This is a genomic window from Enterobacteriaceae endosymbiont of Donacia piscatrix (assembly GCF_012569525.1).
In the GTDB taxonomy this organism is placed as follows: Bacteria; Pseudomonadota; Gammaproteobacteria; order Enterobacterales; family Enterobacteriaceae.
Window position 1 is genome coordinate 260,884 of sequence record NZ_CP046200.1, and the last position, 11,821, is coordinate 272,704.

Genomic DNA, 11,821 nt, shown 5'->3' on the forward strand with positions numbered 1-11,821 from the left:
GTAGTAATTATTTTTAAAGAATTTTGTTTCTTAATTAACCATATCCATCCTGATCCAAAAAATTTTAAAGCTTTTTTTGCAAAAATTTTTTTAAAATTTTCAAAATTTATAAATTCATTTTTTAAAACATTTAAAATAATATTATTAGGTTTTGTATTTTTTTTTAAAATTTTCCAAAAAAAACTATGGTTAGCATGACCACCTGCATTATTACGTAAAAGTATTTTTTGTGATATTGGGATTGGAAAATCATCTAAATTAGATATTAGTTCATTTATTTTAATATCTTCAATATTATTTTCTTTAAGTATTAAATTAGTATTATTAATATAATTTTGATGATGTTTAGTATGATGTATTTCCATGGTTTTTGTATCAAAAAATGGTTCTAAATCAGAATATTTATATAATAATTTTGGTAATTTATAATTCATATAATTAACCTTTCTTAGAAAGAAAAATGATTAATATCAAATATTTTTTTTTTATATTGTATAATAATTTTTTTTGTATCTGGCATAATACCATGCCATAAATAAAAAGCATATGCAGCTTGTTCAATTAACATTCCAATACCATCTGATATATTTTTAACCCCATGGGAAACACACCATTTTAAAAATGGTGTGTTTCCATTTTCATAAAAAAGGTCATAACAAAAAACATTTGGTTTAATTATTGATAAAGGAATATTAGGAATATCTCCTTTCATGCTACTAGAAGTAGCATTAATAATTATATCATAATTAATCTGATTAAATAAATGATTTAATAAATGTTCTATTTTTAAACAATTTATTTTTTTTATATTTTTAAAATATTGAACAATATTTTTAGCATGCTGATAAGTACGATTTACAATTGTAATGTTACAACCAAACTTAATTAATGAATATACTATCCCTTGTGCAGCACCTCCAGCACCTAATAAGAGTATATTACTTTTAGAAGTAATAAAATTTAAATTTTTTAAATCTTTTAATAAACCTATTCCATCTGTATTATCACCTAGAATTTTTTTAGAATTTGTAATTTTAATTGTATTAACAGTTCTAGAATATTTAGCTCTATTTGTTAATATATCACATATTTTATATGCTTCTTTTTTAAAAGGAACAGTAATATTAGCTCCTAAACCTCCATTTTGAAAAAAATTGATAATTGATTGAGAAAAATTGTTTATTGGGACATTTATCTTTATATAATTTTGTAATATTCCTGTTTGTTTTGCAAATAATTTATGTATAACTGGAGATTTACTATGTTTTATAGGATTACCAAATACTGCAAACAATTTCATATTTATCCTTTATAAATAACTAAATTAGTAAAACTATTCTAAATTTCAGAAAATTTTAAATATTCTCCTGTTTTTCATTTAAAATTAAAATATTTTTTTTATATCATAAAAATAATATTCTATTTTTCTAGATATTAAATAAGATTTTATTTCTGAAAATATTTATACTAATAAATATAATCAGTTTAATAAAATAATTATAAATTTTTTTATAAAATTATAAATAAATGATATATTGATACCTTATTTTCTAAAAGATTTCAAAAATTTCTGTTATATTATAAAAATAATTATTTTATAATAAAAAAATTATTATCATGTCTATAATGAAATTATTATATTTTCCTAATAAAAAATTAAGAAAAATAGCAAAATCTGTAAAAAAAATAGATGACAAAATTCAATTATTAGTTAATAATATGCTTAAAACAATGTATTTTTACAATGGTATTGGATTAGCTGCTACACAAATAGGAATAAATAAAAAAATCATAGTTATTGATATAACTGTCAAAAAAGATAATCCTTTAATACTAATTAATCCAACAATTATAACATTTGATAAATCTAAAATTAATAGTAAAGAAGGTTGTCTTTCTGTACCTATTAAACAACAATACTTTATTTTAAGACATAAAAAAATAAAAATTAAAGCTAAAAATTTAATGAATGAAAATATTGAATTAGAAGCAAAATACTTATTATCTTCTTGTATACAACATGAAATAGATCATTTAAATGGAATTTTATTTATTGATTATTTATCAAATTTAAAATATCAAAGAATTTATGATAAAATAAATAAACTTAATAAAAAAATAATACTTATCAAAAAATATAATTATACAAAATGAATAAAAAAAAAATTAAAATAATTTTTATAGGTACTTCAAAATTTGCTGCCTATCATCTAAAAGGTTTAATAAAAAATATTTATACCATATCTTGTATTATTACAAAACCAGATACTTATGCTAATAGAGGATGTAAATTAACTTTTAACCCTATAAAAAAATTAGCTTTAAAATATAAAATTAATATTTTACAACCAAAATCTTTAAATTCTGTATCTTTAATTAAAGAAATTAAAAATTATAAATGTGATATTATTATTGTTGTAGATTATGGATTACTAATTCCTAATATAATATTAAATATCCCTAAATTATTTTGTATGAATGTACATGCTTCATTATTACCTAGATGGAGAGGTTCAGCGCCAATACAAAGAGCATTATTAGCTAATGATTTAAAAACAGGTATCAGTATCATAAAAATGAATGATTTTTTAGATCAAGGAGATATTATTTATCAAATAGAATATAATATTTTATTATATGATACATATGGATCATTATATAAAAAATTAGCAATATTAGGATTACAAGGATTGTTGTTTGTTTTAAATAAAATTTCAAAAGGTATACAAATAAAATTTAAATCTCAAAATATTAATATAATAAAACCTACATATGCAAAAAAAATATTAAAAAAAGAATGTAAATTAAACTGGTTATTATCAGCTAAAAAATTAGAATGTATGATTCGTGCATTTAATCCTCGTCCAGGAACTTTTTTTTTTATAAAAGACAAAAGATTTAAAGTATGGCAAGCAGAAGTTATTACTAATTTTAATAGTAATTATATTAGTAAAAAACCTGGAACAATTTTATCAATAAATAAATATGGTATACAAATAAATACTATAAGTGGAATTTTAAATATTCAAATAATTCAACCTAATGGTAAAAAACAAATGAATATTCAAAATTTTTTAAATTTTAATCAATATAAAAATCTTTTTATAAAAAATAATATAATTACTTAATTTTTTTATTTTTTATAATTATTTTTCTTCCTATTAATTCTATATAAGCCATAGGTGCTTTGTCTCCATTACGAAAACCACATTTAACAATACGTGTGTAACCACCTAATGTATTTTTAAACTGAGGAACAATAACTTTAAAAAGTTTATTAATATTATTTTTATTATTTAATTTAGAACGTATTAGTCTACGACTAGCAATATTATTTTTTTTTGCAATAGTAATAATTGGTTCTATTATCTTTCTAATTTCTTTTGCTTTAGTTAAAGTTGTTTTAATAATTTCATAACAAATTAATGAATTAGTCATATTATATAACATTGCAAATCGATGAGCACTATTTCTATTTAAGTAACGACTTATTTTACGATGACGCATATTTTTATCCAATTAAATTAATTAATTATTTATTATTTTTATTATTATTTGGTGGCCAATTATCTAATCTCATTCCTAATGATAACCCTCTGGAAGCTAGTATATCCTTGATTTCTGTTAAAGATTTTTTACCTAAATTTGGAGTTTTTAGTAATTCTACTTCTGTTTTTTGTACTAAATCCCCAATTAAATGAATAAATTCAGTTTTTAAGCAATTTGCAGAACGAACTGTTAATTCTAAATCATCTACTGAACGCAATAAAATAGGATCAAATTTAGGTTTTTCTTCTTTTATTTCTTTTTCTTTTTTAATATCTTCTAAATTTACAAATGATTCTAATTGTTTAACTAAAATTGTAGCTGCTTTTCTAATGGCTTGTTCAGGATCAATAGTTCCATTTGTTTCTATTTCTATTATTAACTTATCTAAATCTGTTCTTTGTTTTACTCTTGCTGATTCGACATTATATACTATTCTTTTAATAGGACTAAAAGATGCATCTAATAATAATCTACCTATTTTAGAATTACTTTTAATATTATCTTTTATTCTTGTATGAGCTGCTATATATCCTCTACCTAATTCTATTTTCATAGTTATATTAATAGATGTATTTATATTAGTAATATGACAAATAATATGATCTTGATTAACAATTTTAATATCACTTCCATGATCAATATCAGATGCTTTAACTGCACCAATACCTTTTTTATTTAAGGTTAAAATTATTTTTTTTTTGTTATTTTCTGTTTTTATAGCTAATTGTTTTAAATTTAATAATATTTCAATAATATCTTCTTTAATACCTTCTTTAGTACTATATTCATGTAATATTCCTTCTATTTCTACTTCTGTAATTGCATATCCTGGCATAGAAGATAATAGAATACGTCTTAATGCATTTCCTAATGTATGACCAAAACCACGTTCTAAAGGTTCTAAAATAACTCTTACAGTAGATTTATTAATATGTTCTATATCTACTAATTTAGGTTTAAAAAATTCTGTTACGGAATTTTGATCCATTTATATACTCTCTTATTAAAATTTATTTTGAATATAATTCGATAATTAAATGTTCATTAATATCTGCAGGTAAATCAGAACGTTCAGGAAGACGTTTAAAAATTCCTTCCATTTTTTTACTATTAATTTCTAACCAATTAGATTTTTCTTTTTGAGAATATAAATCGATTGATGCATTAATTCTTAATTGTTTTTTGGATTTTTCACGTATAGAAATTTTATCATTTACAGATACTTGATAAGAAGCTATATTAACAATATTATTATTAATTTTCACAGATTTATGAGAAATTAACTGTCTAGCTTCAGCTCTTGTTACTCCAAAACCCATTCTATAAACAATATTATCTAATCTTTTTTCTAGTAAACATAGTAAATTAAATCCGGTATTTCCTTTCATTCGTGATGCTTTTTTATAATAATTATGAAATTGACGTTCTAATATACCATATAATCTACGTAATTTTTGTTTTTCTCTTAATTGTATCCCATAATCAGATAATCTATTTTTTTTAAAACCATGTTGTCCTGGAACTTGTTCTAATTTACATTTAGTATCAATAGAACGTGCATTAGATTTTAAAAATAAATCAGTTCCTTCTCTTCTGCATAATTTTAATTTTGGTCCTAAATATTTAGCCATTATATTATCCCATAATTAATTTTAAAATATTTTAAAATAATAAATATTTATACTCTTCTTTTTTTTGGTGGTCTACATCCATTATGTGGTATAGGTGTAACATCTATAATGTTTGTAATTTTAAAACCAGCATTATTTAATGCTCTAATAGTAGATTCTCTTCCAGGACCAGGACCTTTTACTATAATTTCTAAATTTTTAATACCATAATTTTTAACAATTTCAGCACATTTTTCTGCGGCTACTTGTGCTGCAAAAGGAGTAGATTTTCGAGATCCCCTGAAACCAGATCCTCCAGCTGTAGCACATCCTAAAGAATTACCTTGTCTATCTGTAATTGTAACAATAGTATTATTAAAAGAAGCATGTATATGTGCTATACCATCTAATATTTTTTTTTTAAAATTTTTTTTTAAGTTTAAAGATTTTTTTTTCATTATATATACCTATTAAAATTTTATTTTTTAGAATATCTATGTAATTTTTTTCTAGTACGTGCATTAGTTTTAGTACGTTGTCCTCTAACAGGTAATCCTTTTTTATGACGTAATCCTCTATAACAACCTAAATCAACTAATCTTTTAATATTTAAATTAATACTTCTTTTTAAATCTCCTTCTATTTTAAATTTAGATATAGCATTTCTTAATAAATCTATTTTTTTTTCGGTAAGTGTATTAATTTTAATATCTTGAGAAAGATCAGTTATTTTACATATATAAATAGCATTAGATGTACCGATGCCATAAATATATTTTAAAGCTATTATTAAACGTTTATTATCAGGAATATTAACTCCAGCTATACGAATCATTTCATATCCTCTATTTTATATTATAAATATATAAATAAAATTAATTTATTTATCCTTGACGTTGTTTATGTTTAGGATCTGTTTTACAATAAACGTATATCATTTTTTTTCTACGAATAATTTTACAATTACGACATATTTTTTTAATTGAAGTACGAACTTTCATTTTATTATAACTCTAAAATATTATTTTATAATTTTTACTAAATCAATTTTTTAAATTTATTTTTTTAAGTATAGATTCATACTGGGTTGACATAATTAATGTTTGAATTTGTGTAATAAAATCTATAATTACAACTATTACTATAAGTAATGATGTACCACTAAAATAAAATGGAATAGTAATAATATTACGCAAAAATTCAGGAATAAGACATATAAATGTAATGTATAAACTTCCAGTAAATGTTAATCGCATAAGTATTTTTTTTATATATTTAGCTGTTTGTTCCCCTGGACGAATGCCAGGAATATAAGCTCCTGATTTTTTTAAATTATCTGAAGTTTCTTTAGGATTAAAAACTAAAAGAGTATAAAAAAAACAAAAAAATATGATAGCTAATATATATAATATTATATAAATCGGTTGCCTAGGTTGTAAAGATATAGAAATTTTTTTTACCCAATTATAGTGAATAATATTACTAAACCATGTAAATATTGTAGAAATAAATAAAATAATACTAGAAGAAAATATTGCCGGGATTACTCCAGACATATTAATTTTTAACGGTAAATGAGTATTTTGTTGTGTATTATACATTTGTCTTCCATAATATTTTCTAGCATATTGTACTATTATTTTCCTTTGTCCTTTTTCTATAAAAATAATAAATAAAGTAATAAAAAATATAAATAATAGTAATACAAAAATAGTAAAAAAATTTAAAATTCCTAATTTTATTTGCAAAATGATTTGATTTACTGTAGAAGGTAAAGCAGCTAATATTCCAATTACTATAATAGTAGAAACTCCATTACCAATTCCTCTTTTTGTAATTTGTCTACCTAACCACATTAAAAATGTGGTACCGGTAATTAAACTTAAAATAGAAATTATATAAAAATAAATATCCGGATGTATAATTAAATTTTTCATTCCTGGAATATGAGATAATCCAAAAGTTATTCCAATTGCTTGAATTATAGATAGAATTAATGTACTATATTTAGTATATTTATTAATTTTTTTTTTACCATCATCACCTTTCTTTTTTAAAGATATAAAAAAAGGATGAACTGATGTTAAAATTTGTATTATAATAGATGCAGAGATATAAGGCATAATTCCTAAAGCAAAAATTGAAGCTCTACTTAAAGCACCTCCAGAAAACATATTAAACATGTCAATAATATTACCATGTTGTTTAAGAATTAATGAATGTAAAACACTAGTATTAATTCCTGGAATTGGTATAAATGAACCTATTCGAAAAATAATTATAGAACTTATAAAAAAAATAAATCTTTTTTTTAATTCAATAAAACCATTTTTAGTACTTTGAAAATTTATTTGATTAAATGATTTAATCATTTATTTTTTATTCCTCAACTATTCCACCTAATTTTTTAATAATTATTTTTACATTTTTTGTACAATTTAATTTAATAATTTTTTTAGGATTATTTATATTTCCTTTATTAATAATTTTAACAAATTTAATTTTTTTACTAATTATTTTAGAAGATTTTAAAATATTTAAATCAATATAATTTCCATTTATTTTATTTAAATCACTTAATCTAATTTCTTTAAAAAATTTTTTTTTTTTTGATTTAAAACCAAATTTAGGTAATCTTCTATGTAATGGACTTTGTCCACCTTCAAATGATTTATTAATATTATAACCAGAACGAGATTTTTGTCCTTTGTGACCTCTGCCACTAGTTTTTCCTTTACCAGAACCTATTCCTCTTCCTAATCTTTTTTTATTATTTTTAATTTTGGAAAATAAATTATTTAAATACATATTAATATGTAACCTTAATCATATAAGAAATTTTTTTAATCATACCTAATATACTAGGTGTATTATTTTTAATAATAGTATGTCTAATATGTTTTAATCCTAAACTAATTAAAATTGCTTTATGTTTAGGCAATCTACCTATCGAACTTTTTATTTGTGTAATTTTAATTGTTTTTAACACTTTTTAGATTCCTTTTTATTTCTTCTATAGTTTTATTTCTTTTAGCTGCAATCATTTTTAATGAATGTATGTTAGATAAACCTTTAATAGTTGCTTTTACAATATTTATTGGATTAGTAGATCCATATGCTTTAGCTAAAACATTATAAATTCCTACAACTTCTAGTACTGCTCTCATAGCACCCCCAGCTATAATACCTGTTCCTTCAGATGCAGGTTGTATAAAAACAAATGAACCAGTATGATATCCATTAATAGGATATTGTATTGTATTATTTTTTATAAAAATATTAATCATATTTTTTTTAGCTTTTTCCATTGCTTTTTGTATTGCACTAGGTACTTCTTTTGCTTTTCCATATCCAAAACCTATTCTTCCTTTTCCATTACCTACAACTGTTAATGCTGTAAAAGAAAAAATACGTCCCCCTTTTACAGTTTTAGATACTCTATTAACAGTAATTAATTTTTCTTTTAACTCATTATTTTGATTTTTATTCTCATAAATATTCATAAACATTTTTCTTTTAAAAATTAATTAAAAATTTAAACCTGTATTACGTGCAGAATTTGCTAACGCTTTGACACGTCCGTGATATTTAAACCCAGATCGATCAAATGATACACTTAAAATACCTTTTTTAATAGATCTTTCCGCTATTTTAGTTCCTACTAAAGTAGCAGCTTGAATATTACCAGTATATTTTAATTTTTCTTTAATTTTTTTTTCTAATGTTGAAGCTGTTATTAAAATTTTATTATTTCTAGAAATTATTTGTGCATATATATGACGTAAAGTTCGATGTATTGATAAACGTATATGTTTAAATTTTTGCAAATTTTTACGAAATTTAGTAGCTCTACGTATACGAGCAATTTTTTTTATATTCATAATTCTATTTTAAAAACCTTATCTTAAATATTATTTTTTTTTAGTTTCTTTTATTTTTATTATTTCATTACTATAACGAATACCTTTTCCTTTATATGGTTCAGGAGGACGATAAGATCTTATATCTGCTGCTACTTGACCTAATAATTGTTTATTTATTCCTCTTAAAATGATTTCATTTTGATTTAAACATTCTCCAATTATACCATTAGGTATGGTATAAAATATTGTATGTGAAAATCCTATCATTAAATGTAATATATTATTTTTAATAGAAAATTTATAACCTATTCCGAATAATATTAATTTTTTTTGAAAACCTTTAGTAATTCCAATAATCATTGAATTTACTAAAGAACGAACTGTTCCAGCTTTTGCCCATCCATTTTTACATTCTATTTTTGGTTTAAATAATATTTTATTATTACTTATAATAATAGTAACATCTTTACTAAAAGTATTTTTTAATACTTTATTATTATTTGATACACAAATCATCTGTTTATTAACAATAATTTTTATATTATCTGGGATAATAATTAATTTTTTTGCTATTCTAGACATTAATTAATGTACCTCTTTTTTTTTAAGAAACATAACATATAATTTCCCCACCTAATCCATAACTTCTCGCATGATAATCAGTCATTAATCCTTTAGATGTCGAAATGATAGCAATACCTAAACCAGCTATTACTTTGGGTAAAAATTTTTTTTTTTTATAAATTCTTAATCCAGGTTTACTAATACAATGTATTTTTTCTATTACACCTTTTCCTTTAAAGTACTTTAAATAAATTTCTAATAAAATATTATTATTTTTAATAATGTTAAAATTTTTTATATATCCTTCTTTTTTTAAAATTTCAGCAATAGAATTTTTAAATTTTGAATATTGCATAATAATTTTAGATTTATGTGATTTTTGTCCATTACGTATTCGTGTAAACATATCTGCAATTGGATTTTCTATACTCATATTAAAATTATCCTATATTATTTTATAACATTATAAAACTTTACCAACTAGATTTTTTTAATCCTGGAATATCTCCTTTCATTGCAGCTTCTCTTAATTTAATTCTACTTAATCCAAATTTTCTTAAAAATGCATGTGGACGACCAGTTATTTTACACCTATTTCTTTGTCTTGATAAACTAGAATCTCTTGGTAAAGATTGTAATTTAAAAATAGCATCTAAACGAGATTTATCAGATGTATTTATATTAGAAATAATTTTTTTTAATTTTTTCCTTTTTAAAAAAAATTTTTTTCCCAATTTTATACGTTTTAATTCACGTGCTTTAATAGATTCTTTTGTCATATTGAAACCTTAATTTATAATTTAAATGGAAAATTAAATGCTTTAAATAACGCATAACTTTCTTTATTTGAAATTTTATTAGTAGTTATTGCAATATCTAAACCTCTAATATGATCTATTTTATCAAAATTAATTTCTGGGAAAATGATTTGTTCTTTTATACCAATATTATAATTACCATTTTTATCAAAAGATTTTTTAGATAAACCTCTAAAATCTCTAATTCTGGGGAGAACTATTAACAATAAACGATCAAAAAAAAACCACATTTTTTTTTTTCTTAAAGTAACTTTACATCCTATGGGATATCCTTTTCTTATTTTAAAACTAGCTATAGATTTACGTGATTTAGTTATTATAGGTTTTTGGCCACTAATAAGTGTTAAATCATTAACAGCATTATCAAGATGTTTTTTATCAAGAAGAGCTTTGCCTACTCCCATATTTAAAGTAATTTTTTTTATACAAGGAACTTGCATAACAGAAGTATATTTAAATTCTGACATTAATTTTTTTATTATTTTTTTTTTATAAAAATTATATAATTTTAACATTTAATATTATCTTTAATTTATTTTAAATTTTTTTTGTTAGATTTAAAAAATCTTTTTTTAATTCCTTTTTCATATTTAATTCTTATTTTATCTGCTTTATTTGTTTCATTATTAAAAATTGCTATATTAGAAATATGAATTGCAGCTTCTTTTTCTATAATTCCTCCTGTATGTGATATTGTAGGATTAGGTTTACTATGTTTTTTTATAATATTTATGCCTTTTACTACTACAAATTTTTTTTTTATAAAATACTTAATTAAACCTTTTTTCCCTTTATCTTTACCTGTTAAAATAATTACTTCATCATTACAGTGTAATTTATTTTTCATATATTTAAATCTCATTAATTTAAATAACTTCCGGAGCTAATGAAATAATTTTCATAAATTTTTCATTTCTTAATTCTCTAGTAATTGGTCCAAAAATTCTTGTACCAATTAATTGTTCATTAGTATCATTTAATAACACACATGAATTGTGATCAAAACGTATTATAGAACCATCAAAACGTCTTATTCCTTTTTTAGTTCTAACAATTATTGCTTTTAATACATCGCCTTTTTTTACTTTTCCTCTAGGGATTGCATTTTTAACAGTAACTTTAATAATATCTCCAATATTAGCATAACGACGTCGTGAACCACCTAATACTTTAATACACATAACATTTTTAGCACCAGAATTATCTGCAATATTTAATATTGTATGTTCTTGTATCATATGTTTTTTGTCTCTTTTTTATTGTAGATAATTTTATAAAATTATCATAATATAATATGTATAAATTTTTTTATAAAAAATTTTTCTAAATAAAAATTTATAATTAAATTATTGATTTTTTTATAATTTTAACTAAAATCCAGGATTTTGTTTTAGATAATGGTCGAGATTCTTTAATC

General features: G+C 21.4%; 21 protein-coding genes and 1 pseudogene. 2 read left to right on the plus strand and 20 right to left on the minus strand.

Going from position 1 to position 11,821, the window contains the following annotated elements:
- The coding region (locus GJT96_RS01245; protein WP_169780418.1) for a superoxide dismutase at window positions 1–434 on the minus strand (434 nt) is incomplete at its 3' end.
- 14 nt (window positions 435–448) lie between these two features.
- Window positions 449–1,300 carry a shikimate dehydrogenase gene (gene aroE / locus GJT96_RS01250; protein ID WP_169780419.1) on the minus strand — a complete coding sequence of 284 codons (852 nt, stop codon included), beginning with the start codon at window positions 1,298–1,300 and terminating at the stop codon, window positions 449–451.
- 317 nt (window positions 1,301–1,617) lie between these two features.
- Here aroE and def point away from each other — a divergent pair, with 317 nt between their 5' ends.
- Both def and fmt read left to right on the plus strand, forming a co-directional pair.
- Window positions 1,618–2,154, plus strand: coding sequence for a peptide deformylase (gene def, locus GJT96_RS01255; protein ID WP_169780420.1), 537 nt, complete (start codon window positions 1,618–1,620; stop codon window positions 2,152–2,154).
- A complete protein-coding gene (fmt, locus tag GJT96_RS01260) occupies window positions 2,151–3,128 on the plus strand; it encodes a methionyl-tRNA formyltransferase (protein ID WP_169780421.1) in 978 nt (325 codons plus the stop codon). Before def ends, fmt begins: the two co-directional genes overlap by 4 nt.
- On the opposite strand, the gene rplQ is transcribed toward fmt, so the two are convergent.
- The 18 genes and pseudogenes from rplQ to GJT96_RS02375 form a co-directional block, all read right to left on the minus strand.
- On the minus strand, window positions 3,121–3,507 hold the full coding sequence (rplQ, locus tag GJT96_RS01265) for a 50S ribosomal protein L17 (RefSeq protein WP_169780422.1): 387 nt from the start codon (window positions 3,505–3,507) through the stop codon (window positions 3,121–3,123). The genes fmt and rplQ overlap by 8 nt on opposite strands.
- Window positions 3,508–3,532: 25 nt before the next feature.
- Entirely contained in the window at window positions 3,533–4,537 is a 1,005-nt protein-coding gene (locus GJT96_RS01270) for a DNA-directed RNA polymerase subunit alpha (protein WP_169780423.1), read from the minus strand.
- 22 nt (window positions 4,538–4,559) lie between these two features.
- Window positions 4,560–5,180, minus strand: a complete 621-nt coding sequence (gene rpsD / locus GJT96_RS01275; protein ID WP_169780424.1) for a 30S ribosomal protein S4 — start codon at window positions 5,178–5,180, stop codon at window positions 4,560–4,562.
- Window positions 5,181–5,227: 47 nt separating this feature from the next.
- On the minus strand, window positions 5,228–5,617 hold the full coding sequence (gene rpsK / locus GJT96_RS01280; RefSeq protein ID WP_169780425.1) for a 30S ribosomal protein S11: 390 nt from the start codon (window positions 5,615–5,617) through the stop codon (window positions 5,228–5,230).
- Between the two features lie 20 nt (window positions 5,618–5,637).
- Window positions 5,638–5,994, minus strand: a complete 357-nt coding sequence (rpsM, locus tag GJT96_RS01285; protein WP_169780426.1) for a 30S ribosomal protein S13 — start codon at window positions 5,992–5,994, stop codon at window positions 5,638–5,640.
- Window positions 5,995–6,043: 49 nt separating this feature from the next.
- Window positions 6,044–6,160: a 50S ribosomal protein L36 gene (gene rpmJ / locus GJT96_RS01290; protein WP_169780427.1), complete on the minus strand. Its 117-nt coding sequence runs from the start codon at window positions 6,158–6,160 to the stop codon at window positions 6,044–6,046.
- Between the two features lie 42 nt (window positions 6,161–6,202).
- Entirely contained in the window at window positions 6,203–7,531 is a 1,329-nt protein-coding gene (secY, locus tag GJT96_RS01295) for a preprotein translocase subunit SecY (protein ID WP_169780428.1), read from the minus strand.
- Between the two features lie 7 nt (window positions 7,532–7,538).
- Complete coding sequence (gene rplO / locus GJT96_RS01300) at window positions 7,539–7,967, minus strand: 50S ribosomal protein L15 (protein ID WP_169780429.1); 429 nt, start codon at window positions 7,965–7,967, stop codon at window positions 7,539–7,541.
- Between the two features lies 1 nt (window position 7,968).
- Window positions 7,969–8,148 (minus strand): 50S ribosomal protein L30, encoded by a 180-nt coding sequence (gene rpmD, locus GJT96_RS01305; RefSeq protein WP_169780430.1) that lies wholly within the window; start codon window positions 8,146–8,148, stop codon window positions 7,969–7,971.
- Window positions 8,132–8,662: a 30S ribosomal protein S5 gene (rpsE, locus tag GJT96_RS01310; RefSeq protein WP_169780431.1), complete on the minus strand. Its 531-nt coding sequence runs from the start codon at window positions 8,660–8,662 to the stop codon at window positions 8,132–8,134. The genes rpmD and rpsE overlap by 17 nt, the downstream gene beginning before the upstream one ends.
- Window positions 8,663–8,686: 24 nt before the next feature.
- Window positions 8,687–9,040, minus strand: coding sequence for a 50S ribosomal protein L18 (gene rplR, locus GJT96_RS01315; protein WP_169780432.1), 354 nt, complete (start codon window positions 9,038–9,040; stop codon window positions 8,687–8,689).
- Window positions 9,041–9,070: 30 nt separating this feature from the next.
- Entirely contained in the window at window positions 9,071–9,604 is a 534-nt protein-coding gene (rplF, locus tag GJT96_RS01320) for a 50S ribosomal protein L6 (RefSeq protein ID WP_169780433.1), read from the minus strand.
- 22 nt (window positions 9,605–9,626) lie between these two features.
- A complete protein-coding gene (gene rpsH / locus GJT96_RS01325) occupies window positions 9,627–10,019 on the minus strand; it encodes a 30S ribosomal protein S8 (protein WP_169780434.1) in 393 nt (130 codons plus the stop codon).
- 40 nt (window positions 10,020–10,059) lie between these two features.
- Window positions 10,060–10,365, minus strand: a complete 306-nt coding sequence (rpsN, locus tag GJT96_RS01330; protein WP_169780435.1) for a 30S ribosomal protein S14 — start codon at window positions 10,363–10,365, stop codon at window positions 10,060–10,062.
- A gap of 14 nt (window positions 10,366–10,379) precedes the next feature.
- Window positions 10,380–10,919 (minus strand): 50S ribosomal protein L5, encoded by a 540-nt coding sequence (rplE, locus tag GJT96_RS01335; protein WP_169780436.1) that lies wholly within the window; start codon window positions 10,917–10,919, stop codon window positions 10,380–10,382.
- A gap of 17 nt (window positions 10,920–10,936) precedes the next feature.
- Window positions 10,937–11,251 carry a 50S ribosomal protein L24 gene (gene rplX / locus GJT96_RS01340; RefSeq protein WP_169780437.1) on the minus strand — a complete coding sequence of 105 codons (315 nt, stop codon included), beginning with the start codon at window positions 11,249–11,251 and terminating at the stop codon, window positions 10,937–10,939.
- Between the two features lie 19 nt (window positions 11,252–11,270).
- Entirely contained in the window at window positions 11,271–11,642 is a 372-nt protein-coding gene (gene rplN, locus GJT96_RS01345) for a 50S ribosomal protein L14 (protein ID WP_169780438.1), read from the minus strand.
- A 103-nt stretch (window positions 11,643–11,745) separates the two neighbouring features.
- Window positions 11,746–11,821 (minus strand): annotated as a pseudogene (locus GJT96_RS02375) (30S ribosomal protein S17); the annotation flags it as partial.

Excerpts from the sequence above, each read along its gene's own strand:
- rplO (WP_169780429.1), bottom strand. The coding sequence starts at position 7,967 with ATGTATTTAAATAATTTATTTTCCAAAATTAAAAATAATAAAAAAAGA.
- rpsD (WP_169780424.1), bottom strand. The coding sequence starts at position 5,180 with ATGGCTAAATATTTAGGACCAAAATTAAAATTATGCAGAAGAGAAGGA.
- rplN (WP_169780438.1), bottom strand. The coding sequence starts at position 11,642 with ATGATACAAGAACATACAATATTAAATATTGCAGATAATTCTGGTGCT.
- GJT96_RS01270 (WP_169780423.1), bottom strand. The coding sequence starts at position 4,537 with ATGGATCAAAATTCCGTAACAGAATTTTTTAAACCTAAATTAGTAGAT.
- rpsN (WP_169780435.1), bottom strand. The coding sequence starts at position 10,365 with ATGACAAAAGAATCTATTAAAGCACGTGAATTAAAACGTATAAAATTG.
- rpsK (WP_169780425.1), bottom strand. The coding sequence starts at position 5,617 with ATGAAAAAAAAATCTTTAAACTTAAAAAAAAATTTTAAAAAAAAAATA.
- rplF (WP_169780433.1), bottom strand. The coding sequence starts at position 9,604 with ATGTCTAGAATAGCAAAAAAATTAATTATTATCCCAGATAATATAAAA.
- rpmJ (WP_169780427.1), bottom strand. The coding sequence starts at position 6,160 with ATGAAAGTTCGTACTTCAATTAAAAAAATATGTCGTAATTGTAAAATT.
- def (WP_169780420.1), top strand. The coding sequence starts at position 1,618 with ATGTCTATAATGAAATTATTATATTTTCCTAATAAAAAATTAAGAAAA.
- secY (WP_169780428.1), bottom strand. The coding sequence starts at position 7,531 with ATGATTAAATCATTTAATCAAATAAATTTTCAAAGTACTAAAAATGGT.
- fmt (WP_169780421.1), top strand. The coding sequence starts at position 2,151 with ATGAATAAAAAAAAAATTAAAATAATTTTTATAGGTACTTCAAAATTT.
- rplE (WP_169780436.1), bottom strand. The coding sequence starts at position 10,919 with ATGTTAAAATTATATAATTTTTATAAAAAAAAAATAATAAAAAAATTA.
- rpsM (WP_169780426.1), bottom strand. The coding sequence starts at position 5,994 with ATGATTCGTATAGCTGGAGTTAATATTCCTGATAATAAACGTTTAATA.
- rplQ (WP_169780422.1), bottom strand. The coding sequence starts at position 3,507 with ATGCGTCATCGTAAAATAAGTCGTTACTTAAATAGAAATAGTGCTCAT.
- rplX (WP_169780437.1), bottom strand. The coding sequence starts at position 11,251 with ATGAAAAATAAATTACACTGTAATGATGAAGTAATTATTTTAACAGGT.
- rpsE (WP_169780431.1), bottom strand. The coding sequence starts at position 8,662 with ATGAATATTTATGAGAATAAAAATCAAAATAATGAGTTAAAAGAAAAA.
- rplR (WP_169780432.1), bottom strand. The coding sequence starts at position 9,040 with ATGAATATAAAAAAAATTGCTCGTATACGTAGAGCTACTAAATTTCGT.
- rpsH (WP_169780434.1), bottom strand. The coding sequence starts at position 10,019 with ATGAGTATAGAAAATCCAATTGCAGATATGTTTACACGAATACGTAAT.
- aroE (WP_169780419.1), bottom strand. The coding sequence starts at position 1,300 with ATGAAATTGTTTGCAGTATTTGGTAATCCTATAAAACATAGTAAATCT.